Consider the following 24,598-nt stretch of genomic DNA (forward strand, 5'->3'; position numbering starts at 1 on the left):
TTATATATTCAGCGTTCCCGTAAGCTCTGTAATTTTTTCAGTTCCCAGCTCTTGCGCAAAGCGCTCGAGCTCTTCGGCGATTTCTACCGATGCGGAGGGATTACGCATGGTCGCCGTTCCCACCATCACTGCGTCAGCGCCTGCAACCATAAACTCCGCGGCGTCTTCGCCCGTCATGATGCCGCCCATACCGATGATCGGCACAGAAAGCCCGGCCTGGAATACTTCCCATACCATACGAAGCGCAACCGGTTTGATTGCCGGTCCGGACAGGCCTCCCGTCACGTTTGCAAGGACAGGCCTGCGCGTGCGCGCATTGATCGCCATTCCTGTAATGGTATTAATCAGGGAAAGCGCATCCGCTCCTCCATCCACTGCTGCTTTTGCCATATCCGTAATTTTCGTTACATTAGGCGTCAGCTTCACGATCAGCGGCTTTTTTGATACTTTTTTCACTTCCTCCACCACGCCGCGCAATGTCCGGGCGTCTGTGCCAAAATTCACACCGCCATGCTTTACATTTGGGCAGGAAACGTTCACCTCGTAAAGCTCTATGTCCGTATCGTTGAGCTTTTCCGCTACGTAAACATAATCCTCCACGCACGCGCCTGCTATGTTCGCTATCTTTACCGTATCGATCTTACGTATCCTTGGGTAGATCGTCCGCAAAAACTCATCCACTCCCGGATTCTGCAAACCGACAGAGTTGAGCGCTCCGCTTGCTGTCTCCGCAATTCGCACCGGCGGATTTCCAAGCCTGCTTTCTCTGGTAAGCGCCTTTAACGTAAAGGCGCCAAGCTTTGCGACATCCATATGCAGCCCGTATTCCTCTGCAAAGCCAAAGGTTCCCGACGCCGTGATAACAGGATTTTTAAGTTCTACCCCCGCAATATTCACTCTCATATCATTCATAAAGCGCGTCAACCTCCCTGATGTCAAATACCGGTCCCTGCGTACACACCTTTTTGTATTCGCCGCCTATCTTGCACACGCATGTTGCGCAGCCGCCTGTTCCACAGCCCATATGCTGCTCCATGGATACGAAAGCCGGTACGTCGCCGATCACCCTGGCAAGCGTCCTGAAAAATACCAACGGGCCGCACGCAAGGATTACGTCCGGCTTATCCTTGCTGAGTTCATCCGCAAGGAGATTTGTACAAAACCCGGCGACGCCGAATGTCCCGTCATCCGTCGCCACATGGGTTGTTGCAAAGCTTTCAAAATCCTGTATCTGGTATACGCATTCTTTGGACCGATACCCCAGAAAAGCGGTATATTCCCTGTCCGGATATTTACAGGATAACGACTTTAACGGAGCGATGCCGATCCCTCCGCCGATCAGCCATACCTTTTTCATATCATCCTTGAGCATAAAACCGTTCCCCATAGGCATGAGCACATCAAGCGTATCTCCCGGGCGCACCAGAGAAAGCAGCTTTGTTCCCTTGCCAATGGCATTATAGGCAATATGTACCTCTTTTTTTTCAAAATCCACATAATTAATACTAATCGGCCTTCTTAAAAGAAGCTCACGCGCGTGCGGTATCTCTATATGCGCAAACTGCCCCGGCCTGTAAAACCGCATCGCATCCTCGCTGCATGTAAGCTTCATCAAATAGGTATTCTGTGCAATGAGTTCATTGCTTAGTACCCTTTCCGTCGTATGCTTTTTGATCATATCTTCCTGTTCCTGTCTATCAATTCTATATATTCGTCAAACAGATATGCGGTATCCTCCGGCCCCGGCGCCGCTTCCGGATGAAACTGCACCGTGAACATCGGATATCCGATATACTTTACGCCTTCGATTGTCTGGTCGTTCCAGTTTTTATGCGAAACCACAGCGCATCCCGGCAGCGAACGGCTCATGATCGTATAGCCATGGTTCTGCGACGTGATATACACCTTGTTTTTCTGCATATCCTTCACAGGGTGGTTTGCGCCGCGGTGTCCATATTTCAGCTTTTCCGTATCCGCCCCCATTGCGAGCGCTACAAGCTGGTGCCCAAGACAAATTCCAAAAATCGGAAGCTCTCCGATCAGTTTTTTCAAATTCTCAATAATCTGCGGATTATCCTTGGGATTTCCCGGACCATTTGTCAGCATCAGGCCGTCGTATCCGCCCTTCAATATCTCCTCCGGCGGTGTAAGCGCCGGAAAAACCGTAAGCGCGCAGTCGCGCTTTGCCAGGCTGCGCAGGATGTTTCTTTTGAGTCCGAAGTCAAGCACCGCAAGCTTTCTCGTGCCGTCACAATATTGATATTTTTCTTTGCAGGTCATTGCTTCCACAGGCTTTTCAAATTCATAAGCCTGCATCTCTTCAATCTGGTGAACAGACGGCGGCACCTGTGTTATGATGCCGTGCATGGTTCCCTTATCCCTTATTTTCCGCGTCAGCTCGCGTGTATCTATTCCCGCCAGGCCTACGACATTATATTTTTCAAGGTATTCCTGAAGTGTCTCCTTACAGTTCCAATTAGAAGGCTGCATACACATTTCGCGCATGACAAACGCACGTACATTCGGCCCTGCCGATTCCGAAATTTCTTCATCGATGCCGTAATTGCCAATCAGCGGATACGTCATTGTCACGATCTGCCCGCAATAGGACGGATCGGTGAGCACCTCCTGATATCCCGTCATGCCCGTATTAAACACAACCTCGCCCATAATATCGATTTTCGCTCCAAAGGCTTCCCCTTTGAAGATCGTTCCATCTTCCAGTGTCAGATACGCCATTACTTTACCCCTCATTCATAAGCGATTCCATTTTTGTCAAATGTATCGAGTATATCGCGTTGCATATTGAGCGTCGCTTCCCGCGCCGCGATGTCAAACTGCATTCCCGCATATTTTTCATTTTGGTATGCTGTTAAAATCGCCCGGGAATTATTTACGATTCCGCCGAGGCCCTTTTTATCAAAATTAGGCACAAGCCCCTGTGCGCTGCCGCCCTGTGCGCCATAACCGGGTATCAGTACAAAGAGTCCCGGATGCGCTTCGCGTATCTTTTCGGCCTGTTCCGGATAGGTTGCGCCAATCACGGCGCCTACTGCAGAAAAGCCATACTTTCCAACGCATTCACTGCCCCATTGCTCCACAAAATCCGCCATGCGTTCATACACCGTTTTGCCCTCAATTTTGAGGTCCTGCAGCTCTCCGGAGCTTTTGTTGGAAGTCTTAACCAGTACGAAGATTCCCTTTTTGTACTTTTTACAATCTTCCACAAACGGCGCGATACCGTCTGTCCCAAGATACCCGTTCACTGTCGCGAAATCCGCGTCAAATACGGGAATTTCCTCATCCCCGATTTTTGTCCTGCCAAGATATGCGCTCGAATATGCGGTAGCAGTCGCACCGATATCGTTTCTCTTCACATCCGCGATCACCACAAGTCCGGCATTTTTGGCATATACAATCGTATCGTGGAAGGCCTTCATACCCTCGCAGCCATACATTTCATAATATGCGGCCTGCACCTTGACCGCGGGAACGATGTCCGCAATCGCGTCAATCAAAGTACAATTATACTGGAAAATATTCGACGCAGCGTATTGCAGCGGATTCATAGAATATTCGCGAGACAAAAAATCCGCGGGAATATAATCAAATTTAGTATCGAGTCCTACGCAAATTGGGCTCTGTTTCCTTACGATATCTTCAATGAGCCTGTCTATCATAGGTAATGCTCCCCTTCCTGATTGTATAGTTTACCCGGCCTTTCAGCTCCATTCCCAGAAACGGGCTGTTTTTTGCCTTTGAAACAATTTCTTCTTTATTATACACGAATTTCTCTTGGATGTCGCATAATGTAATGTCTGCCGGGGCATTTTTTTTGATTTCTCCACCCTCTCTTTTCAGCAGCTCATTAGGCCTTTTGCTTAATAAGCGGGCGATATCTTCAAGGCTGATCACGCCCGTTTCGAGCAGGTTTGTCACCGTAAGCGCAAACGCTGTTTCAAAACCGATCATGCCAAACGGCGCTGCTTCCATTTCCTGCGCCTTTTCCTGTTCGCTGTGCGGCGCGTGGTCCGTTGCGATTGCATCGATCGTGCCGTCTGCGATTCCCTGCCGTATTGCAAGCAGATCGCTCATTTCACGCAATGGCGGATTTACCTTTGCGTTTGGGTTCCGGTCTGCTATTTTTTCGTCAGTGATGGAATAATAATGGGGCCCCGTCTCACAGGTCACAGGCACGCCCCTCTTTTTTGCCCTGCGGACAAGCTCCACGCTGCCTGCCGTTGAAACATGGCAGATGTGGATCGGAGCATCGAGCTTTTCCGCATAAAAGATATCGCGCGCCGTCATACTTTCCTCCACTGCGCGCGGTATACCGGCAAGCCCGGCCTTTCTGGCATTTTCCCCATCATGTACAACGCCCTGTCCGCGCAGTTCAAGGTCTTCTTCGTGCAGCATCAGAAGCATTCCAAGCTTTTTGGAATACTCCATCGCGCAAAGAATGACTTCATCCCCTGCAACCGGCAAACCGTCGTCTGAAAACGCGACTGCACCCGCATCCCGCAGCTTTTCAAAGTCCGTCAATGCGCCGCCCTGCATACCGCATGTAATGCAGGCCACCGGCAGTACGTCCGTAAATCCTTCCTTCTCTGCTTTTTCTATGATATAGCGGACCGTCTTCTCGCTGTCAATCACAGGCTTCGTGTTTGGCATACAGCATACCGTTGTATAACCGCCCGCTGCAGCGGCCCTCGTACCCGTCGCAATGTCTTCTTTATGTGTAAGCCCCGGATCGCGCAGGTGGCTATGCAGGTCTAAAAAACCCGGAAAGGCATATAATCCTTTCGCATCGATTTCCACTCCTGCCCGTTCCGTTATATTCGTATTTATTTCGGCAATGCGCCCTTCACGGATCATAATATCCATATCAGGCTGCATCCCGTCTGCATTCACAATCGTGCAATTTTTAATCAGTAAGGTCATGTTTCTCCTTTATGATTGCCCACGGGCGGAAAACCCGCCCGCAGGTCTTAAAGTTAAATGTTTTTCGGCAATACCAGGTTCAGTATAATGCCTGCAAGTGCGCTCAGGAAGATATTCGAGAGCGTGAAGGATTCAGAGAACTGGATGCCTCCGGAAAGCCCAAGGCCAATTACCAGCATCAACGATACAATGATCAGGTTGCGGCTGTGCGAAAAGTCCAGCTTTGCTTCTGCAAGCGTACGTAAGCCAATCGTTGCAATCATACCAAACAACATGATCGATACCCCGCCCATAACAGCGCCCGGAATCGATCCAAGGAAGGCTGTGAATATACCAAAGAAACTGATAATGATAGCAAATACCGCAGCGATCCGAAGCGTAGACGGATTATAGTTTTTGGTCACAGCCAGCACGCCCGTGTTTTCGCCATACGTTGTGTTTGCCGGTCCGCCGAGCAGCCCTGCAACCATCGTTGCGATCCCATCGCCCGCAAGCGTTCTGTGCAGGCCCGGATCTTCAAGGAAGTTCTTACCCACAACTGCGCCGTTTGTCGTAATGTCCCCAATGTGCTCCATAAATGTAACGATTGCGGTTGGCGCTATGATCGCAATCGAAGTAATTACTCCTGCCGGATTCAACTCATGCGTAAAGAAGAAATTGAAGGATGGTACCTGGAATCCAAGGTTTGCCCCGTTCTGGAATCCCGAGAAATCCACTTGCCCCATCAGCGCCGCGCTAACGTAACCGACGGCGATCGCAACGATGATCGGTACCAGTTTGAAAAATCCCTTCGCAAAAATGGAAATTACTACCATTGTCACAACGACAATAAGCGCGATCACCCACCGAAGCCACAGAATATCCGGCACGCCCTCCGCAGCGGGAGCCGTGATGATATTATTAAAGGCTGTAGGCGCCAGCGTCAGTCCAATCACCATAATCATCGGCCCGGTCACCACAGGCGGGAAAATCGACATGACTCGTTTTACGCCAATAAGCTTCACAAGCAGCGCTAAAATCAGGTACAGCGCGCCAGCACACATAATTCCGATTGCCACATACGGCAGCGCAGCCTGGTATTCCGGCGAAGCAAGAAACCCTTCTACCGATGGATCCACCCCGCTGATCTGCGTTGCAACGATGATGATCACGCCAATGAATGCAAAGCTCGAGCCAAGGAACACAGGCACTTTGCCCTTTGTAATCAGGTGGAAAATCAGTGTTCCAATTCCTGCGCAGCAAATTGCGACTGCCGGATTCAGTCCGGTGAGGAGCGGTACCAGCACAGTCGCGCCAAACATGGCGAACAGATGCTGGAAGCCAAGGATCATTTTTTTACCCAATCCCTGCTGCTGTTGTTCGATTGTTTTGTCCATACGATACCTCCCAAATAATAAATAGATGAAACCATAGTATAAAAAAGCCCGCCCACAAAAGGACAGGATTAGTCGCCGTTTTTACGGTCACAGATCGTTACGCTTTCTTCATTGTCAAATTCGGTCACCTTTACGGAAATGACCTCATGCGTTGCGGTCGGCACGTTTTTACCTACAAAATCTGCGCGGATTGGAAGCTCCCTGTGGCCACGATCCACAAGTACTGCAAACTTGATAAACTGTGGCCGTCCTGTATCCATAATCGCATCCATTGCAGCGCGTGCGGTACGCCCTGTATATAAAACGTCGTCAACCAGAATGATTTTTTTGCCGTCTACGTTAAAACCAAAATGAGACTCATTTACAACCGGCTGATCCGAATTTTTGGAAAGGTCATCCCGGTAAAAAGTAATGTCAAGCGTGCCGATTTCAATATCAACGCCTTCAAATTCCTTAACATAACCTGCAATACGCTGGGCAATCGTAACGCCGCGCCGCTCGATGCCGATAAACACGAGCTCTTTTGCGCCGTCTGTGTTTTCAATGATCTGATGGGCAATGCGCTTTAATGTACGCTGCATCGTTTCCGCATCCATAATCGTCGTTTTTTTGATGCCTTCCATGTTCTTCTCCCCAATCATTCCACAAAAAAAGCCTTGGTACATCTTTTCCCCAAAAGACACAGCAAGGCACACAAAAACTTTCTTATGTCACCTTACGGCCTCTCAACGGACCTGTTTAAAGGTATAATTTTCTCTATGAACCAGTATAGCAAATTTGGCATCCTGATTCAATCGCTTTTTACACTTTTTTGTTACAATTTCTCAAATTATTGCTCAGGCAACATTTGCTGGATATTGCTTCCCCCCGGTGGCCGCCTCTTGCCTCCTTGGCCCAACTCACCTTGTACAGAGAACAGTTTCATACGCACAACGTGTGCTACGCTTCGTTTTTATTCTGTAAAGATCGCAGCACCTTTTTGAAATAGTCCGGCAGCGGAGCGCAAAACTTCATTCTCTCTCCTGTCCGCGGGTGCGTAAGCTCCAGCTTATATGCGTGCAAAAGCTGCCCATTCAGCCTGAATTTGTCCGTTTGTTTTGTATATACACGGTCACCGACTACAGGAAACCCCATATGCTTGAGGTGGACGCGTATCTGGTGCGTCCGCCCCGTCTGCAGCGCGCACTCCACCAGCGTATATCCATCATAACGGCAAAGAACCCTGTAATTTGTCACTGCTTCGCGTCCATCCCGTACCACAGCCATCTTTTTGCGGTCCCGCGGATCCCTGCCAATCTGCGTTTTGATCGTTCCCGTATCCGATTTGATATTGCCATAGACAAGCGCAAGATAAATCCGTTTCGCACTTTTTTCTGCGATCTGTGCGCTGAGACTTTTATGGGCCGCGTCGTTTTTCGCTATCACGAGCAGGCCGGACGTATCCTTGTCAAGCCGGTGTACGATTCCCGGGCGAAGCTCCCCGTTGATCCCCGAAAGGTCCTTCAGATGGTATATCAGCGCATTTACGAGCGTTCCTTCATAGTTGCCCGGCGCCGGATGCGTCACCATGCCCTGCGCTTTGTTTACAACGGCAATATCTTCGTCCTGATAGATGATATTGATTGGAATATCCTCAGGCCTGACTGAAACTTCTTCCGCCTCGGGTATTTCAAGCACAATCTCGTCGCCCGCTTTTACCTTGGCCCCCGCTTTTGCCGGTTTCCCATTCAAAAGGATATTCCCCTGCAAGGTCAGGTTCTTCAAAAACGAGCGGGAATATTGCGGATATTCCTCAGCCAGATATGCGTCGAGGCGTTTGGAGCCGTTCGCCTCCGCTTTATTCCTGAGCGTCGGCATCCTTTTTCTCCGCTTTCTTGTGCTTATCCCAAAACCACAGAATATAGACCGCAAGCATAATCGCACCAAACGTTACAAAGCAATCCGCCACGTTGAATACCGCAAAATTCACAAAGGTAAATTCCATCATATCGATCACAAATCCATGCGCCACACGGTCAATCAGGTTTCCAATCGCGCCAGCAGCTATAAACGCCATTGCGATATTGAACAGCTTTGAGTTGAGACGTTTTTTGAATTTAAACAACAGATAAATGACGACGACTGCCATAATGCCGGATAAAAGCGCCAGCAGCCATGTCGCATTGCTGAACATACTGAACGCGGCCCCCGTATTTTGCACATAAGTAAAATCCATAAACCCTGGAATAAACGTTACCGACTGGCCTACCGCAAGGTTCGCCGCCGTAAAATACTTTGCAACCTGGTCTCCAACAAGGATCGCCGCAATCAGAATTACATAAATCATAAAATGCTCCCATCCGTAACATACATTTACCGTACTATCATATCACAGAATTTGCGAAAAAAAAATACCGCCTGCTGATCAGGCGGTATTCACATTTTTATCAGTCGTCTATGATTTCATTTACAATTTCCTGCAGGTTTGCAGTACTTTGCTTAAAATCATGCTCTGTCTCATCTTTTGATTGTCTCAATATTTCGTTCAGGCGGATGCTGGTATTCTGTGAATCGTTGTCAATGTCCATCATCTGGTTTGTGAGGTTATTGATCGACTGGCTGATTTCAGCCGCCTGCTGTCCCAGTACGTCTTCATTCTCCAGCTTGGATTCCGCATATGCCATCTGATCTTCCAGGAACAGGCGGAAGCGCCGCTTATAATCCGCAACCTGCTTTTCATATTTTTTGATTTCCTGCTTTGCGGCCTCCATTCGAAGCTGCGTGCTCTCAATCACGGTTTTCGCATTCTGGTTTGCAACGTCCATGATCTTTTGTGCCTGAATTTCCGCTTTTTCAATATACATTGTTGCATTTCTTTGCGCTGTAATAACGGTTGCCATCAGCTTTTCTTCGATATTCTCAAGCTTATCAGCCTTTAGCTTAAGCCTGGCAATCTCAGATTTCATCTCCTCATTTTTGGCAATCACGTTCTCGTTCTCTTCCAAAAGGGATTCAAACTGCTTGATGATTTCGTCCAAAAACTCATCGACCTGTTCCTGATCGTATCCGTTAAATTTTTTCCCAAATTCTTTTTCTAATATATCCTTAGGCGTAATATTCATCCACAATTACCTCAATCATACCGTCTCCGGTTATTCCCGTTCCAAATAGCTGCTGAATCCAAAGTCGTCAATCGCCTCCGCCGCATTTGTGGAAACATCAACATTATAAGGAGCTACGACAAAAATATTTCTTGCCGCTTTCCTGATATTGCCGTTGAGCGCATATACCGCGCCGCTTACAAAATCAAGGATTCTCTGCGCCACATCAGTATCAAGCTCATCCAAATTTACGATAATCGGTTTTTTCTCCTTCAGATTATCGATAATGCTTTGCGTATCTTCATAAGATACCGGTTTGTAAATCAGAACGCGTACTTTACTTGTATCCGGAATGCCAACCACTTTCGCCGTCTCTCCTCTATTCTTCTTCGAGAATTTTTTTTCTTCCACAGGAGCCGGAGCAACAAAATCATCCGGCGGAAAATCCAAATCATCTTCCATCATGTCCTGATCGTCATACTCGTTGTCGTACTCTTCCTCATCCGTAGACTCCAGTCCGATAAAAGATAATAATTTGTCTCCAATTTTAGCCATAAAGTAAGCCTCCTAGTTATTGATAGATTCTATCGCCGAATATGGCAGTGCCTACACGCACCATATTGGCCCCCTCCAAAATTGCATCTTCATAATCATTCGACATGCCCATCGACAGGTATTCGAATGCCGGGTATTGATTCTTTAATGAATCAAAAAGCGACTTTGCCTGCGCGAACACCCCGCGTAAATAAGCGTGGTCGTCTGTGTAAGGCGCAATCGTCATAACCCCCTTAAGGCGTATCCGGTCAAAACCGGCAATGCTTTCCAGAAACGGATCCACATCCTCCAGAAAAAGCCCGGATTTCGTATCCTCTTTCGCAATATTCACCTGCATGAGCGCATCAACCGACACGTCTTTTTTCACGCATTCCTTTTGCAATTCCTGCGCGAGGGAAAATCGATCCAGGGAATGTACCAAAAATACCTTATTTTCCATTATATACTTAACTTTGTTCGTTTGCAACTGTCCAATTAGATTCCATTTGATATCATGCGGCAAAATTTCCTCTTTTTTCAGGAGTTCCTGCACGCGATTTTCCCCAAAGGTACGCAAACCCGCATCGTAGGCCTCTTTTACAACGTCTGTATTCACTGTTTTCGATACCGCCACAAGCTCGATCCCATCCGGATTTACACCGGCCTTTTCTGCCGCCCGGGCTATTTTATCTTCTACAATTTTAATATTTTCCACAAGTCCCATTCCGCTATACCTCAACGTGCTGATTCGCCATCAGCGGACTGTTTTCCGCCACCGGCACAACGATTGCGCTGCCGTCCTTTTGTATTTTCACCGTAACCGGAACAAATGTTTTCTCCCGTCCGACAACTACGTTCACGCCGGTCACTCCATCCTCTTCCCGCAGGGCTTTTTCCGGCACCTTCAAGCCTGTAAACTGTGTATACACCTTTGCGTCTGTCCTGCGCGCATTCAGCAGCTCTCCGATATCGTCGTCGATTTCGATTGCATAAACGTAACCGTCCTCTTCTTTTACATTACCAACAACAATCCCCTGATATTGCCTGCTGATGTAATCGTCAAATGCGATTGAAAACGAGTTATCATTTGCAAATTCCGGTATTTCCTGATCGCTGCGCACCACCAGATACCATTTGAAATTATTTACGAGGCGATAAATCTGCTTTTCAGCGCCCTCATCCGAAGACTCCTGCTGGCTTTTTGTCGTACCGTTCAATACGTCCAAAACATCCGCAGAAGTAATCTCTTTGATGCGCGCTGCATTGAGCGTGCCTTCCATTCCGTCAAAATAAAAACTGACAACCCCCTCGGCCGGTGCGTTCATGACCTCCAGCCAGTCGTTGTCTACCCTTGCTTTAAGCTGCTCTTCCTTATCGTAATAGGTCTGCAACTGCTGATCGGCCGCTACGGTATCCCGCAAATACTGTTGCTTTTGCGCCATCAGGTCTTTAAGCTCCCGTTCCGCGGTGAGGATACTCCCCTCCGCTCCGCCTATTATGCCTGAAACCTCTGCCGTTTTCTGCGCGATCTGACTATTATAGCTTGCCAGCTGCTCATCCCCGCCTGCTTTTTCAAGCTGCGTTTGCTGATACTGCTCTATTTTGGTCTGTATTTCAATCAGGTCGTTCATGACCTGATCGTTATAGCCCCATTTGTAAACATTCGCCACAGGAGTTTCCGCCTCTACGCGTTCTCCTTCCTGTACGATGTACTGCACCTTTCCGTAATTTGGAACGGTAATAATCTGTTCGTCCCTTACAACCACAACCGGAACCGTCGTTTCAAAGGGAATCGTCCCATCTTCCACCACTGCGGTCTGGATGTTGGTCAGAAAAAAAATTGCCGCAACCGCCGCAGCGGCTATGATTCCAATGAAAATATAAAATTTTGGATTGGCCCGCCTTCTTGGCGGCCTCCTGCCTGTTGCCATAAAATCATCCTCTTCAGTCGGTATCAATACGTAACTGCATTCATGCAATATTTTTTAGTATTATACCACATTCAGAGGAATTATCCTAGCGTTAATGTCACATCCACTTCATTTCCCGCTTCGCTGTACCGAAGCGTATCCGTCATCATCCTGACAAGGTAAACCCCCCTGCCATTTTCCTTTAAAAGAACCTCCTGCTGCTTAATATCCCGCCTGATCACGCTTCCCGCTTCAAAACCGCTTCCATCGTCCGCAAGCACGATATGCAGCTTATTCTGTTTGTATTCTGCACTCAACCGAACCTCTTTTGCATCCGAATATTTGAAAATATTCATTACAAGCTCGCTCAGAATGAGTCGGATACGGTACATCTGTTCGTCGTTCAGGTGTTTCTCCTCCTCGATTCCCAAAATGACCGATTTTACTGCGTCGTTCAATTCATCCAAACTGAAAAGTCTTTTTCTGATTAACAATTTTCATACCCCTACCTTGTGAATCTTTTGAGGCATATTTACCCCTCGAAGTCAGTCCGTTAACAAAAAATGTATGAACTTTGTGTGAATACGATGATATTTTCATGCCGGTGGCGTAACCGCCAAAACATCATTCCTGTCAGGCTGCCATGTTTTACTTTTTATAGACCATCGCAAGCTTGCCTAATATCTTGCGCTCCATACGCGACACCTGCATCTGCGATACGTTAAGAATATCGGCAACCTGCTTTTGCGTCTTATTCCTGAGGTAGCGTTCTTCGATAATTTTTTTCTCCGTATCGTTCAAAAGGCTCATACAGTAAGTGATAAAATCGTGATTCTCGACATGCTCAAAGCTTGCGTCTTCCTGGCCAAGGACGTTGCCCAGTGAAAAGTTTTCGCTGTCTGCAAGCGCGCTGTCCAGAGACAGCATGTTATCCGCCTGCTGCATTTCCAAAACCTCGAGCACACGCTCCACCGATATCTCAAGCTCTGCGGCAATCTCCTTTGGCGAAGGCTTCCTGCCATTCTGCGCCATATATTCCTGGGTATAAAGCTTGATCTTTTTAAGCTGCTCCGTATCGCGTCGCGGAAGACGCATCACACGTGACGAATCCCTGAAATAGTTTTTGATCTCGCCGATCAGGGAAGGCGTCGCATAACTGGAAAATTTGATTCCGCGTTCCGGCTCAAACCGTTCGATTGCCTTGACAAGCGCGAGACTCGCCACCTGGTACAGGTCCTCATAATCCACGCCGCGCCCCGCAAACTTCTTTGCGGCGATCTCTGCAATATAAAGATAGCGCTCGATAAGCAGGTTCCTCAAGTCGACGTCATGATCCACCACATATAATTTAAACAGCTCGTCGCTGTCCATTTTTGCATAATCTGCCACTGCAAATTCCTCGTTTCTGTATTATTGAACCATGGGCTTCTTTGAAAAAGTCACTTCCTGCAAAACACCGTTTTCTTCATGGAAATCTGCATCGTCGCTCAACGATTCAATCATAAGGCGGCTGATTTCCTCAGAAAACCCGGTACAATCCGTGCATTCCTCACACATCTTCATATTCCCTGTTCCGCGTACGCTCACACGAATCGCATCGTCGCAGCCAAGCGTAATCTCAAGCCCATCGCTTGCCTGCCTGCACAGAAACAAAATACAGGCTTCTGCAACGCAAGCTTTGAGGTCTTCAATCTCATCTATATTGTAATCGATATTACAGGCGATCCCCGATACGGCAAGACGTATTGCCTTAATATATTCCCTCTTCGCGGGGAATTGCATCTTTATCACTTCACTCATTGTTCGGCCACCTCAATTTCAAAAACATTCGTAAGGCCCGTTACGTCGAATATTTTAAACAAATATGGCTTCAATTCCAAAATCTGCATTTTACCGCCGTATTCCTTCACCTTTTTCAGGATACTGACCAATACGCCAAGCCCCGTGGAATCAATGTAACGAAGCTCCGCACAGTCCACCGATACGTCTGTTTTATTTGTACTGATCGCCTCATCCATCACACGCTTGAATTCATTGACACTGTTGAGGTCAAGATCCCCCTCCATCTGCGCCAATATTTTATTGTCGCGCGCGTCATAAGTTACCTGTATTTCCAAAACGAAACACCTCCAAAAAATTTTTATTGAAATTTGAGCAAAATAACTCCGCTACATTTATAAACAAATCAGTTTTTCATTAAACGAAAAAAGCGGGAGGAACTGAAATTTCCTGCCGCCTTTTTCGATTCTATGGAGTTTTTATCGTCTCTGATTAAACAATCCCCTGCGCCATCATAGCGCTTGCGACCTTTGTAAAGCCCGCAATATTCGCACCTGCAACAAAGTTATCCTCGCAGCCATATTCTTTGCAAGCCTGCTCGCACTGTTTATAGATGTTGATCATGATCTGGTGCAGCTTCTGGTCTACTTCTTCAAACGTCCAGGGCAGTCTCAGGCTGTTCTGTGACATTTCAAGCGCCGATGTTGCAACGCCGCCCGCATTCGCAGCCTTACCCGGAGCAAACAATACGCCGGAGGACTGGAACACACCCGTTCCTTCGATTGTCGTAGGCATATTTGCGCCCTCGCCAACTGCATATACGCCGTTCTTTACAAGTACTTTTGCCGATTCTTCATTCAGCTCGTTCTGCGTTGCACACGGAAGGGCGATATCGCATTTGATCGTCCAGATGCCGCTGCAGCCTTCGTGGTATTCCGCGCCTTTTACCGTATCCGCATATTCCTTAATCCTGCCGCGGCGTACTTCCTTGATGTCCTTGACGATATCGAGCTTGATGCCGTCCGGATCGTAAATATATCCATTGGAGTCGGAAAGCGCAACTACCTTTGCGCCGTATTCCTGCGCCTTTTCCGTCGCATAAATTGCAACGTTGCCCGAGCCGGAAATAACGACTGTCGCATCTTTGAAGGATTTGCCTTTTGCTTCAATTACTTCCTTCATGAAGTATATGAGCCCATAACCCGTCGCTTCCTTACGCGCAAGACTTCCGCCATACTCAAGCCCTTTGCCTGTCAGGATACCGCAATACTGGTTCGTAAGCTTTTTGTACATTCCGAACAGATAACCAATTTCCCTTGCGCCTACGCCGATATCGCCTGCCGGAACGTCTGTATCCGGGCCGATGTGGCGATACAGCTCAGACATAAACGCCTGGCAGAAACGCATCACTTCGTTATCGCTTTTGCCCTTCGGATCAAAGTCGCTTCCGCCTTTTCCGCCGCCGATCGGCGTTCCCGTAAGGCTGTTTTTAAACACCTGTTCAAATCCTAAAAATTTGATGATACCGAGGTTCACGGAAGGATGCAGCCTGAGGCCGCCTTTATACGGCCCAATCGCGCTGTTGTACTGAACACGCATTCCGCGGTTTACCTGTACGTTTCCTTTATCATCTACCCACGGCACACGGAACATCACGACACGTTCCGGCTCTACAAGCCGTTCAAGCAAAGCAGCCTTCTCATATTCCGGATGCTTTGTAAATACCGGTTCCAGTGTGGGAAGAACTTCCGACACGGCCTGTATGAATTCAGGCTGGCTTTGGTTTTTCTCTTTTACCTGTTCTAAAACATTTTTTACATAAGACATTTGAAAACCTCCAAGACTTCGCTAAAAATTAGTTCTCTTTTAAATTCATAATGACATTATATCAGTATTAAAATTCAAAAACAAGGTTTTTGTAGTGTTTTTTGGCGATAATTTTGAAAGTTTTTGCAATTTTTTATTATTTCTCTTTCATTTCATTGCTTGCCGTTCCATTTTTTGAAACAAACTTGATTAATTTCACACCTTTTGATACAATATATCCATAAAATTGTTATATTGGTGGGGACCAATACATTGCAGAGGCAGCACTATCGTTTAAAGTGTTGCTTTTGTTTTTCTTCAAATCTTTTTCTGTGCATCTTCCTTCGCTTCCTGTATAATGAAAGTATCATTCTCAGGGAGCATATTGCATGAAAGTTGAATGGAACAAAAAATATACGACAATCGCAGTCTATACCATCATCGTCGCTACGGTCATTACGCTGATCGTGCTGTTTTTTCTGAACATTACCTTTTTCGGTACGGCGATCGCGGCGCTTTTTTCAATCCTTGCGCCTTTTATTACAGGCTTTTGTATCGCGTACCTGTTGGTACGGCCCTGCCGTTTCGCTGAAAAACACTGGTTTGGATTTGTGGAACGAAAAAAACCGCATCCGCGGCTCAGGCGCAGCCTTTCTATCGTCACGATCATATTGATCGTATTTGTTATTTTCGCATTGCTCGTATACTTCATCATACCACAGCTTATTGACAGTATTACCATGCTGTTTAATAATATTCCCCACTACCTCGATTCGCTTCAGAACTCAGTCGTTGGACTGCTTCAATCCTGGAATATCTATACGCCGCAAATAGCGGAACATCTGGACGCGCTTCGCGCTACTTTCCTGGATATTTCCGCATTTTTTGACAAGCTGATATCCAGCCTTCCCGTATTTATTTCGAGCGTAGGCACCGGCCTTTTCAATTTTTTTGTAGGAATGATCGTCAGTATCTATGTGATTTTTGCGAGGGAAAAATTCCGGCGTCAGGGAAAAAAGCTGACCTATGCGTTGTTTTCCAGACACTTTGCTGAAAAATTCCTGGACGTCATTCATTACTCCAACAATGTGTTTTTAGGCTTCATCAACGGAACCCTTATTGATGCGGCCTTCGTAGGAATTACAACCTTTATTTTTATGACGATCTGCCAGTTCCCTTATGCGCTTCTTATCGCAGTCATCATTGGCTGTACCAACATTATTCCATTTTTTGGCCCGTTTTTGGGCGCGATACCCAGCGCTATCATATTGCTGATCGTCGATCCGTGGTATGCTCTTGCATTTGTCATTTTCATACTGATTCTGCAACAAATTGACGGAAATATAGTCATGCCAAAAATTGTTGGGCTTAACATTGGGATGTCCGCATTCTGGGTGTTGTTTTCCCTGATTTTATTTGGCGGGCTTTTTGGCTTCTGGGGAATGCTGCTGGGCGTTCCGGTATTCACAATTATCTATTCGCTCATCACGGCCGCAATCAATAATTCACTTGAAAAAAAAGGAATCCCCAGGGAACGCTATTTGTACCCCAAGGATCCATTTACATCTTCGCCAAAGAAAAAAGGCAAGCGGAAACCTGCCGGCAATTAGCAAGTTGTTTTTATTGTATTTGGCTCTTCAATCCATTTCAAAATGCGCGGCGTCCACAACCTGCCCGGTTAGCGGTTCCGTTTCAAGAGCATCTTCCCTGTATGTTTTATAGTACGCTAAATATTCGATATTTCCGTTTGGTCCTTTTACCGGTGAATATGTGAGGCCATAAAGAAAGAAGCCGTTTCCCGCAGCCATTTCGACTGACCTTGCAATCACGTCTTTATGAACCTGCGCGTCGCGCACGACGCCTTTTTTCCCTATATGTTCCCTGCCCGCTTCAAACTGCGGCTTGATGAGCGTTACAACCTGCGCGTCCTGCGCGCACACACGGCTGATTGCGGGGAATATCAATCCAAGTGAAATAAACGACACATCTACGCTGACGAAGTCTACCGGGCGTTCCTGCTTTTCAAGGTAACGCGCGTTGGTCCGCTCCATCAATTTAACGCGGCTGTCGTTACGAAGGCCCCAGTCAAATTGTCCGTAACCTACATCCACCGCATAAACGTAGGAAGCGCCATTTTTCAGCATACAATCTGTAAATCCACCGGTGGACGCGCCGATATCCATGCACACCTTCCCGTGTAAGTCTAATACGAAAGCCTTTACCGCTTTTTCAAGCTTCAGGCCGCCGCGGCTGACATACGGACAGCTGTCCTGCCGGATTTTGATCTCCGCATCCTCTTCATAGGCTTCGGAAGGCCCTTTCACGGGTTTTCCCCCCACAAAGACCTCGCCCGCAATGATCAACGCTTTCGCTTTCTCCCTGCTTTTTGCGAGCCCTTTTTCCGCGAGCAGCACGTCAATTCTCTTTTTCATTCGTTTTCCTCCCGCCACGGCTGAAAAAGGTTGCGACCGATCCAATCGCAAGCACAATATCTTTATTTCGCTTCATGGCAATCGTCTTCCCCCATGCCTTGCCCGCAACGGTAACCGCGGCAATCAGCGCAGATATCGCGATGGAAATTGCCATATCCGGAAAAGGAAAGTTGAACACCAGCGCCTTGAGCGTAATCGCCGCGCCAGCAGCGCCGCTGACGATCCCGCAGATATCGCCGATTACGTCGTTACAAAAATTCGATACAACATCCGCATTTTTAAGCATCTTAAGCGCATAATGCGCCTTTTGGTTCTTTTTTGCCGACATCGCAATAAACGGCGCCTGGTCGCAGCTTGCGAACGCCACGCCAACAATGTCAAACAACACGCCAATCGCAATCAGCCCAATCAGTATTCCGACGGACGCAATCAGGGAAAGGTTTGAAATAAAATATTCCGCAGCCACCGATACGCCTGCGGAAATAAATAACGTAATAAAGAATATCTTGATCGTCCAATATTTAATAACTTTCATGCTTCTCCACGCAGCTTTCCTGATCAAGCTGCGGCTATTTTTATAAAAAGGTGGTGGCAATAAGGGTAGACCTTGCAGTATATGGTCCGGTAGGATTTCCCCTGGGCCTGCTTCCCGTCGCCGATAGAAGCGGTTTCCCATCAAAGGCCCAGGTGCAGCGTTACCGCTTGCACGACCGGATTGCCTGTTCAAACCACACTATAATCCCCTTATTGCCTCAATACAGTCTAGGAGCTTTCCTCGACAGCACAAATCCAATTTCTAGTCTCTTTTGCCAGCATGGTTTTTTACAGTCCTGCTCACCATTGCCCGTACGCTGCAAATGATTCGCCAATTATCCCGCATTTCCACCATGCCAACTCAAGGCAGGCTACTCTGTACACAGCTTAGTACCGCATAGCAGGTTTTTACCCTGTCCAGTAATGGGTTAGATACCACCACCGCAACAGGTCTCCGCGAAAGCTGGGTCAACGCCCATATGCCCTTATGGATCGCCCTTCTTTCTTAACTCCCAGCATCAGCTCCCGACGGGGCGTCAGCAGCCAACACCAGAAACTTCATCGATGTGCCCTATAACGGATTTTTAGGCCCGTCTTCGAAATCGGCAGTACCGACTAGAATACTGCACCACCTGTTTTGCTTATTTTTCCGGAACGGGCTCTGCGGTGTCTTCCGCTGTTTCCGGCTCTTCTTCATAATCCCTGTATTCGCCCAAACGGTATGTCTTTAAAATCTCCTGCTTTACTTCCTCCAGTATCTCTGGATTCGCCATCAGGTATTGGCGCGAATTATCTCTTCCCTGACCAATGTGCTCGCCTTTGTAGGAGAACCACGCGCCCGATTTCACGATAAGCCCAAGCTGCGTCCCGAGATTAAGGACACTCGCCGGTTCGCTGATCCCTTCGCCGTAATAAATCTCGAATTCCGCCATTTTGAACGGCGGAGCCACTTTGTTTTTCACAACCTTGATTCTGGTACGGTTGCCGATCATCTGGTCCCCGACCTTGATCGTCTCGATCCGGCGCACGTCAAGGCGTACAGACGCATAGAACTTGAGCGCCTTACCTCCAGTCGTCGTTTCCGGCGAACCAAACATCACGCCGATCTTTTCACGCAGCTGGTTGATAAAAACCACCACGGTGTTTGTCTTATTGATCGCTCCTGCGAGCTTTCTCAGTGCCTGGGACATCAGCCTTGCCTGCACGCCGACAGACGAATCGCCCATCAGGCCTTCGATCTCCGATTTTGGTACCAGAGCCGCGACAGAGTCTACGACCACAATATCGATCGCGCCGCTGCGCGTAAGCATATCTGCGATTTCGAGGGCTTCCTCACCCGTGCTCGGCTGGGAAACATACAGGTTGTCGATATCCACCCCAAGATTTTTGGCATACACTGGATCAAGCGCGTGCTCCGCATCGATAAACGCCGCCGCGCCGCCGCGCTTCTGTGCCTCTGCGATCATGTGCAGCGCCACAGTTGTTTTACCGGAAGATTCCGGCCCGTATACCTCAACAATCCTTCCACGCGGCACTCCGCCTATTCCAAGCGCAACGTCAAGCTCCAGGCATCCCGTTGGGATAATTTCGATATTCATATTTTTGGCAGCCTCGCCCAGCTTCATCACTGCGCCCTTGCCAAACTGCTTCTCAATCTGCGCCAATGCGCCGTCGAGTGCCTTTTCTTTGTTGCTCATGCCTTTGTCTTTTATATCTGCCATGCTTTTCCCTCTCTACTTTCCTAATCTGTAAGCGTTTCCCGGTTCTTCACAAAATATGCGATACAGGAATAAATCGAGAGAGCAACGCTCACCCAAATCAATATTCCTCCGACTGAAACCGGCAGCCCCATAAACGGCCAATCGTTCAGGAGCAACAGTATGATCGCCACAAACTGCACCACTGTTTTGATCTTGCCGGACATATCCGCTGCGATCACCACTCCCTTTGACGCGGCGAGCGAACGTACTCCCCCGATAATCAGCTCCCTTGCCTCCAGGATCAGAACCGCGATAAAACCGACTTTCCCCCATGCCATCAGCAACAGTAACGCCGCCAGCACAAGAAGCTTATCCGCAATCGGATCCCACAGTTTCCCAAAATTGGTGACCTGGTTATTCCTGCGTGCCAGAAAGCCGTCCAGCCAATCCGTAATTGACGCTACAATAAATATTATAGCAGCATAGATGTTCCAATCAGGTAAATCCGTGAAATAAAATAATATAAAAAATGGAATCAATATCATTCGAAACAAGGTCAGTACATTTGGTGCGTTCCACTTCATTTTATTAGCTCTCCCGTACAATCATAGCTGTATGCCATGGTTATTTTTACCTTATAATATTGTCCCGCTTCAAGCGTTTCTTCCGTTTTGATAAATATCTTTCCATCCACCTCAGGCGCTTCGGCATAAGACCGCCCATAGTACAGGCCTGAATGCTCGTCTTTTCCTTCGATCAAAACCTCATAAACCCTGCCGACTCGCGCCTGGTTTCTATCGAGCGAAATCGACGACTGCGTATTGAGCACCGAATCCCGCCTGAATTCCTTTTCCTCCTCGTCGATCTGCCCGGGCATTTCCGCAGCTTTTGTGCCTTCTTCCTGCGAATAGGAGAACACGCCCAAATGGTCGAGCTGGAATTTCTTCAGATCCTGATACAAGTGTATCACATTTTCCCGTTCCTCGCCCGGGAAACCTACGATCACAGTGGAACGAATCACAAAATCCGGCGAGGCCTTCCGCACCTTTTCAATCACTTCCTGTGTGGATTCCCACGTGTTTTTCCGGTTCATTTGTTTTAAAATTACATTGTCTGTGTGCTGAATTGGAATATCAAGATATTTCACAATGTTATCATGGCTGCACATTACAGACAGCAGCTCGTCCGTAATGCCGTCAGGATAGCTGTAAAGCACCCTGAGCCACTTCACGCCAGGAACCTGGGCCGCCCGATCCATCAGCTTTGCAAGATTGACATCCTCCGCAAGGTCCTTTCCATAACCCGTCGTATCCTGTGCAATCAGGATAATTTCGTTATAGCCCTGCTCTGCAAGGGATGCTATCTCTGCAAGGATATCCTCCGCCCTGCGGCTTTGAAACCTCCCACGTATGGAAGGAATCACACAATAGCTGCAGCAGTTATCACAGCCATCCGCAATCTTAACGTAAGCGGTCGGGGGCATTGTAGTAATCACCCTGCCGGAAAAATGTTCGTCAAGCGTGTGGTCCGGGTAGCTTTCATACTTGTTTCCAAGGGCAACGGCATTGATTGCATCTTTGATTTCTTTATACGCCGACGTTCCCAGAAAAGCGTCCACCCTTGGCAGCGTTTCTTTCAATTCGTCACGGAACCGCTCCGGCAGGCAGCCTGTTACGATAATACCACGCACCTTGCCAAACTTCTTTTGCTGCTCCGCTTCCAGAATCGTGTTAATCGATTCTTCTTTTGCATCGTTGATAAACGCACAGGTATTAATCAGCATAATGTCCGCTTCTGCCATATCCTGCACAAATTCATAATCATCCTGCAACTGCGCGAGCATTTCTTCCGTGTCAATCCTGTTTTTTGCACACCCAAGCGATATCACGCCAATTTTCACAGTCATTTTTCTATTCCTCTTCCTGCGGTGGGTTCAACTTTTGCTGGAGTTCCTCTTTGCTGATCAGTACCTGCCTTCCCTTGCTTCCGTCCATGGGTGAAACATAACCGTTTTCCTCGAGCTGGTCAATCAGCCGCGCCGCACGGGCATAGCCGATCCGCAGCCTGCGTTGCAGCATCGAGGTAGACGCCTGATCGTACTCCACAATAGTTTCCAGGGCCTTTATGAACAATTCATCCGTCTCTTCCTGTCCCGCAATCGGATTTGTTCCTTCCTTTGCAATCCCTTCGATTACCCTGGTATCATAACTGGCCGCCATGCGGTCCTTTAAAAACTTGGTAACAGCTTCCACTTCCTTATCGGAAATGAAACAGCCCTGCAAACGCACCGGCTTTGGCGCGCCGGATGGATAGAACAGCATATCACCCTGCCCCAGCAGCTTCTCTGCCCCGGCCATATCCAGAATCGTCCGCGAATCCACCTGTGAGGATACTGCAAACGCCACACGCGAAGGAATATTCGCTTTGATAATGCCTGTAATAACATCCACTGACGGGCGCTGCGTTGCAATCACAAGATGGATGCCGCTCGCGCGTCCAAGCTGCGCGATTCTGCAAATCGCGTCCTCCACTTCACCGGGCGCAACCATCATAAGGTCGGCAAGCTCGTCGATAATCACCAAAATATGCGGCAGGGCATCCTGCTGCTCTTCCCGCATGATCTCGTTGTACTTTTTCAGGTCCTTTGCGCCCTTTGCCGCAAACTGGCGGTAGCGCATCGTCATTTCATTGACTGCCCAGTTGATGGCAGACGAAGCTTTTTTCGGATCCGTTACAACCGGAATCAGCAAGTGCGGGATGTCGTTGAATACGTTCAGCTCGACCACCTTTGGATCGATCATAATCATCTTTACGTCCTCCGGCGAGGCATGGTAAAGGATGCTTACAATTAGCGAATTGATACAAACGCTCTTTCCTGAGCCTGTCGCTCCCGCAATCAGCATATGCGGCATCTTTGCAATATCCGCATATACATTCGCGCCGCCAATATCTTTGCCAAGCGCAAATGCGATCGGGCTTTTCTGGTTTTTGAACTCTTCCCCCGATAGCAGCTCTCTAAGCCCCACCGAGCTCGTCTCCAGATTCGGTATCTCAATCCCTACAACGGGTTTGCCCGGCACAGGCGCTTCAATACGCACGTCTCTGGCCGCAAGATTCATTGCGATATCGTCGGCAAGGTTTACGATCTTGCTCACCTTCACACCCGGCGCCGGCTGCACCTCGTAACGCGTGACCACCGGCCCCCGGCTTACATTGACAACCTTCGCATCCACATGAAAGCTTGCAAGCGTGCTTTCGAGTATTTCCACATTCTTTTTAAGGTCCGCAGAAGAAGCCTTCGCCCCTTTGGGCACAGGATTAAGCAGATTCAGCGGCGGTTTTACGTAGCTTGCCGCTTTCGACGCAGCGCCCACCGGCACAAACGGAGCGGTTTGCTGGCTCACAGCGGTTTCCTGCACCGCAGGCTGCCGCGCCGTGATTTTCGAAACATCTATCTTCCGCCTGCTCTGCGGCGCGCTTGGCACGTCGTCGTCAAACTGGATATCCGTATCCGAAAACACCTTCCTGTACTCCTCCGGATCGTAATCCGCAAATTCATCCTCGTCCGGTTCCTGCTCATAGACCATATCCGGCCTGGCAAAATCCCCCGGCTCCTCCACAATCATATTAAATTCGTTTTCCTCCTGCTGGCGCAGGCGCATTGCTTCTTCCTGCTGCGCGCGTATCGCAGCTTCTTTTTCAAGATCAAGGCTCTCTATATAGAGCCGCTTTTGCTCGCGGCGCGCTTCCGCCCGCGTGCGGTATCCGTCGTACGTCGTTTTGACCGCGCTGCCAATATTCGCGCTTACTTTTTTGATCGAGAGGTTCGTGAGCGCAAGGATACACACCGCAATCCCTGTGATAAATACGATGTAGCTTCCAATTTCCCCCAAAAAGCTGTAGGTCCAGAAAGAAAGCAGCGCACCGATCGCTCCCCCGCCCGCCTGCGTCTGCATGCCTGCGCCGTAAGAGCCCTTTACAAACGTTCCAAAATCGCTGCCCGCAACATATACGTCCCCCGCAACCGAAAGGTTTACGAGTGAGAACACAAACAATACGGCAAGCCCCAAAAGCACGAGCTTTCCCGCATTGGTGTTTTTTTTGCGCGATGCAATGAACAACACCCCGATGATACCGATTATCACGGGAACGACATATCCCAGAATTCCGCACAAACCAAAAACAACGTCTTTTATCAAATTGCCAAAAACGCTGTCTATACTCATATAAATTGTGATTGCAATAAAGATAGCAAGCCCTATAATAATAATGCCCGCTATTTCATTGCGCTTGTTGCTATTCTTTTTCCGTCTTTTCTTCTTGCGTGCCGTCGCCATGAATACTCCTCAAAATAGATGTATGCAATCTTAATTATTATAGCACCAAACTGAATTATTTTCAATCCATTATCCTGTGTACTGTGTCTTTACATATCAAGCCACAAACGCCGCCGGAGCTTATTCCGAGCGGCGCCCTTTTCCCTTTTCGATAAAACTGCTACCAGCA

General features: G+C 48.2%; 25 protein-coding genes. 1 reads left to right on the top strand and 24 read right to left on the bottom strand.

Features of this window, described 5'->3' with window-relative positions; translation table 11 throughout:
- The 18 genes from CHK_RS05945 to gdhA form a co-directional block, all read right to left on the bottom strand.
- On the bottom strand, positions 1–912 hold the full coding sequence (locus CHK_RS05945; protein WP_046443098.1) for a dihydroorotate dehydrogenase: 912 nt from the start codon (positions 910–912) through the stop codon (positions 1–3).
- Positions 905–1,678 (bottom strand): dihydroorotate dehydrogenase electron transfer subunit, encoded by a 774-nt coding sequence (locus CHK_RS05950; RefSeq protein WP_046443099.1) that lies wholly within the window; start codon positions 1,676–1,678, stop codon positions 905–907. Before CHK_RS05950 ends, CHK_RS05945 begins: the two co-directional genes overlap by 8 nt.
- Positions 1,675–2,739 carry a carbamoyl phosphate synthase small subunit gene (locus tag CHK_RS05955; RefSeq protein ID WP_235811567.1) on the bottom strand — a complete coding sequence of 355 codons (1,065 nt, stop codon included), beginning with the start codon at positions 2,737–2,739 and terminating at the stop codon, positions 1,675–1,677. Before CHK_RS05955 ends, CHK_RS05950 begins: the two co-directional genes overlap by 4 nt.
- 11 nt (positions 2,740–2,750) lie before the next feature.
- Positions 2,751–3,680 (bottom strand): orotidine-5'-phosphate decarboxylase, encoded by a 930-nt coding sequence (pyrF, locus tag CHK_RS05960; protein WP_046443101.1) that lies wholly within the window; start codon positions 3,678–3,680, stop codon positions 2,751–2,753.
- Entirely contained in the window at positions 3,661–4,941 is a 1,281-nt protein-coding gene (locus CHK_RS05965; RefSeq protein ID WP_046443102.1) for a dihydroorotase, read from the bottom strand. Before CHK_RS05965 ends, pyrF begins: the two co-directional genes overlap by 20 nt.
- A 53-nt stretch (positions 4,942–4,994) precedes the next feature.
- Positions 4,995–6,317 carry a uracil-xanthine permease family protein gene (locus CHK_RS05970; protein WP_046443103.1) on the bottom strand — a complete coding sequence of 441 codons (1,323 nt, stop codon included), beginning with the start codon at positions 6,315–6,317 and terminating at the stop codon, positions 4,995–4,997.
- Between the two features lie 68 nt (positions 6,318–6,385).
- Complete coding sequence (gene pyrR, locus CHK_RS05975) at positions 6,386–6,958, bottom strand: bifunctional pyr operon transcriptional regulator/uracil phosphoribosyltransferase PyrR (protein WP_330379197.1); 573 nt, start codon at positions 6,956–6,958, stop codon at positions 6,386–6,388.
- Between the two features lie 298 nt (positions 6,959–7,256).
- Entirely contained in the window at positions 7,257–8,174 is a 918-nt protein-coding gene (locus CHK_RS05980) for an RluA family pseudouridine synthase (RefSeq protein WP_046443105.1), read from the bottom strand.
- The gene (gene lspA / locus CHK_RS05985; RefSeq protein ID WP_046443106.1) at positions 8,155–8,643 is read right to left on the bottom strand and encodes a signal peptidase II; all 489 of its coding nucleotides are present in this window, start codon (positions 8,641–8,643) and stop codon (positions 8,155–8,157) included. Before lspA ends, CHK_RS05980 begins: the two co-directional genes overlap by 20 nt.
- A 100-nt stretch (positions 8,644–8,743) precedes the next feature.
- Complete coding sequence (locus CHK_RS05990; protein WP_046443107.1) at positions 8,744–9,418, bottom strand: DivIVA domain-containing protein; 675 nt, start codon at positions 9,416–9,418, stop codon at positions 8,744–8,746.
- Between the two features lie 30 nt (positions 9,419–9,448).
- Positions 9,449–9,952 (bottom strand): cell division protein SepF, encoded by a 504-nt coding sequence (locus tag CHK_RS05995; RefSeq protein WP_046443108.1) that lies wholly within the window; start codon positions 9,950–9,952, stop codon positions 9,449–9,451.
- A gap of 16 nt (positions 9,953–9,968) precedes the next feature.
- A complete protein-coding gene (locus CHK_RS06000; RefSeq protein WP_046443109.1) occupies positions 9,969–10,655 on the bottom strand; it encodes a YggS family pyridoxal phosphate-dependent enzyme in 687 nt (228 codons plus the stop codon).
- 4 nt (positions 10,656–10,659) lie between these two features.
- On the bottom strand, positions 10,660–11,862 hold the full coding sequence (locus CHK_RS06005; RefSeq protein ID WP_046443110.1) for an HlyD family efflux transporter periplasmic adaptor subunit: 1,203 nt from the start codon (positions 11,860–11,862) through the stop codon (positions 10,660–10,662).
- A gap of 80 nt (positions 11,863–11,942) precedes the next feature.
- Positions 11,943–12,299 carry an ATP-binding protein gene (locus CHK_RS06010; protein WP_160295600.1) on the bottom strand — a complete coding sequence of 119 codons (357 nt, stop codon included), beginning with the start codon at positions 12,297–12,299 and terminating at the stop codon, positions 11,943–11,945.
- Positions 12,300–12,489: 190 nt separating this feature from the next.
- Positions 12,490–13,230, bottom strand: a complete 741-nt coding sequence (locus CHK_RS06015) for a sigma-70 family RNA polymerase sigma factor (protein ID WP_052740405.1) — start codon at positions 13,228–13,230, stop codon at positions 12,490–12,492.
- A gap of 21 nt (positions 13,231–13,251) precedes the next feature.
- Complete coding sequence (locus tag CHK_RS06020) at positions 13,252–13,641, bottom strand: ATP-binding protein (protein WP_046443112.1); 390 nt, start codon at positions 13,639–13,641, stop codon at positions 13,252–13,254.
- Positions 13,638–13,958 (bottom strand): STAS domain-containing protein, encoded by a 321-nt coding sequence (locus CHK_RS06025; protein ID WP_046443113.1) that lies wholly within the window; start codon positions 13,956–13,958, stop codon positions 13,638–13,640. The genes CHK_RS06020 and CHK_RS06025 overlap by 4 nt, the downstream gene beginning before the upstream one ends.
- 154 nt (positions 13,959–14,112) lie before the next feature.
- Positions 14,113–15,447 (bottom strand): NADP-specific glutamate dehydrogenase, encoded by a 1,335-nt coding sequence (gene gdhA, locus CHK_RS06030; protein ID WP_046443114.1) that lies wholly within the window; start codon positions 15,445–15,447, stop codon positions 14,113–14,115.
- A 368-nt stretch (positions 15,448–15,815) separates the two neighbouring features.
- Between gdhA and CHK_RS06035 the strand changes: the two genes are divergently transcribed.
- Entirely contained in the window at positions 15,816–17,036 is a 1,221-nt protein-coding gene (locus tag CHK_RS06035; RefSeq protein WP_052740406.1) for an AI-2E family transporter, read from the top strand.
- Positions 17,037–17,063: 27 nt separating this feature from the next.
- Here CHK_RS06035 and CHK_RS06040 read toward each other — a convergent pair whose 3' ends face one another.
- From CHK_RS06040 to CHK_RS06065, 6 genes are all read right to left on the bottom strand, one after another.
- Entirely contained in the window at positions 17,064–17,858 is a 795-nt protein-coding gene (locus CHK_RS06040; RefSeq protein WP_046443115.1) for a TlyA family RNA methyltransferase, read from the bottom strand.
- On the bottom strand, positions 17,842–18,393 hold the full coding sequence (locus tag CHK_RS06045; protein WP_046443116.1) for a hypothetical protein: 552 nt from the start codon (positions 18,391–18,393) through the stop codon (positions 17,842–17,844). Before CHK_RS06045 ends, CHK_RS06040 begins: the two co-directional genes overlap by 17 nt.
- Positions 18,394–19,033: 640 nt before the next feature.
- On the bottom strand, positions 19,034–20,113 hold the full coding sequence (gene recA, locus CHK_RS06050) for a recombinase RecA (RefSeq protein ID WP_276324939.1): 1,080 nt from the start codon (positions 20,111–20,113) through the stop codon (positions 19,034–19,036).
- Positions 20,114–20,133: 20 nt separating this feature from the next.
- Positions 20,134–20,676, bottom strand: a complete 543-nt coding sequence (pgsA, locus tag CHK_RS06055) for a CDP-diacylglycerol--glycerol-3-phosphate 3-phosphatidyltransferase (RefSeq protein WP_046443117.1) — start codon at positions 20,674–20,676, stop codon at positions 20,134–20,136.
- Positions 20,673–21,998 carry a 30S ribosomal protein S12 methylthiotransferase RimO gene (gene rimO, locus CHK_RS06060; protein WP_052740408.1) on the bottom strand — a complete coding sequence of 442 codons (1,326 nt, stop codon included), beginning with the start codon at positions 21,996–21,998 and terminating at the stop codon, positions 20,673–20,675. Before rimO ends, pgsA begins: the two co-directional genes overlap by 4 nt.
- A gap of 4 nt (positions 21,999–22,002) precedes the next feature.
- Positions 22,003–24,429, bottom strand: coding sequence for a DNA translocase FtsK (locus CHK_RS06065; RefSeq protein ID WP_046443118.1), 2,427 nt, complete (start codon positions 24,427–24,429; stop codon positions 22,003–22,005).
- Positions 24,430–24,598: the final 169 nt, after the last annotated feature.

This window comes from Christensenella hongkongensis, assembly GCF_000981035.1.
GTDB classification, from domain to species: domain Bacteria; phylum Bacillota; class Clostridia; order Christensenellales; family Christensenellaceae; genus Christensenella; species Christensenella hongkongensis.

Excerpts from the sequence above, each read along its gene's own strand:
- lspA (WP_046443106.1), bottom strand. The coding sequence starts at position 8,643 with ATGATTTATGTAATTCTGATTGCGGCGATCCTTGTTGGAGACCAGGTT.
- pyrR (WP_330379197.1), bottom strand. The coding sequence starts at position 6,958 with ATGATTGGGGAGAAGAACATGGAAGGCATCAAAAAAACGACGATTATG.
- CHK_RS05945 (WP_046443098.1), bottom strand. The coding sequence starts at position 912 with ATGAATGATATGAGAGTGAATATTGCGGGGGTAGAACTTAAAAATCCT.
- pgsA (WP_046443117.1), bottom strand. The coding sequence starts at position 20,676 with ATGAAGTGGAACGCACCAAATGTACTGACCTTGTTTCGAATGATATTG.
- CHK_RS06005 (WP_046443110.1), bottom strand. The coding sequence starts at position 11,862 with ATGGCAACAGGCAGGAGGCCGCCAAGAAGGCGGGCCAATCCAAAATTT.
- CHK_RS06065 (WP_046443118.1), bottom strand. The coding sequence starts at position 24,429 with ATGGCGACGGCACGCAAGAAGAAAAGACGGAAAAAGAATAGCAACAAG.
- CHK_RS06000 (WP_046443109.1), bottom strand. The coding sequence starts at position 10,655 with ATGGGACTTGTGGAAAATATTAAAATTGTAGAAGATAAAATAGCCCGG.
- recA (WP_276324939.1), bottom strand. The coding sequence starts at position 20,113 with ATGGCAGATATAAAAGACAAAGGCATGAGCAACAAAGAAAAGGCACTC.
- CHK_RS05995 (WP_046443108.1), bottom strand. The coding sequence starts at position 9,952 with ATGGCTAAAATTGGAGACAAATTATTATCTTTTATCGGACTGGAGTCT.
- gdhA (WP_046443114.1), bottom strand. The coding sequence starts at position 15,447 with ATGTCTTATGTAAAAAATGTTTTAGAACAGGTAAAAGAGAAAAACCAA.
- CHK_RS05980 (WP_046443105.1), bottom strand. The coding sequence starts at position 8,174 with ATGCCGACGCTCAGGAATAAAGCGGAGGCGAACGGCTCCAAACGCCTC.
- CHK_RS06035 (WP_052740406.1), top strand. The coding sequence starts at position 15,816 with ATGAAAGTTGAATGGAACAAAAAATATACGACAATCGCAGTCTATACC.
- CHK_RS05965 (WP_046443102.1), bottom strand. The coding sequence starts at position 4,941 with ATGACCTTACTGATTAAAAATTGCACGATTGTGAATGCAGACGGGATG.
- pyrF (WP_046443101.1), bottom strand. The coding sequence starts at position 3,680 with ATGATAGACAGGCTCATTGAAGATATCGTAAGGAAACAGAGCCCAATT.
- CHK_RS05990 (WP_046443107.1), bottom strand. The coding sequence starts at position 9,418 with ATGAATATTACGCCTAAGGATATATTAGAAAAAGAATTTGGGAAAAAA.
- CHK_RS06020 (WP_046443112.1), bottom strand. The coding sequence starts at position 13,641 with ATGAGTGAAGTGATAAAGATGCAATTCCCCGCGAAGAGGGAATATATT.
- CHK_RS05955 (WP_235811567.1), bottom strand. The coding sequence starts at position 2,739 with ATGGCGTATCTGACACTGGAAGATGGAACGATCTTCAAAGGGGAAGCC.
- CHK_RS05950 (WP_046443099.1), bottom strand. The coding sequence starts at position 1,678 with ATGATCAAAAAGCATACGACGGAAAGGGTACTAAGCAATGAACTCATT.
- CHK_RS06045 (WP_046443116.1), bottom strand. The coding sequence starts at position 18,393 with ATGAAAGTTATTAAATATTGGACGATCAAGATATTCTTTATTACGTTA.
- CHK_RS05970 (WP_046443103.1), bottom strand. The coding sequence starts at position 6,317 with ATGGACAAAACAATCGAACAACAGCAGCAGGGATTGGGTAAAAAAATG.
- rimO (WP_052740408.1), bottom strand. The coding sequence starts at position 21,998 with ATGACTGTGAAAATTGGCGTGATATCGCTTGGGTGTGCAAAAAACAGG.
- CHK_RS06040 (WP_046443115.1), bottom strand. The coding sequence starts at position 17,858 with ATGAAAAAGAGAATTGACGTGCTGCTCGCGGAAAAAGGGCTCGCAAAA.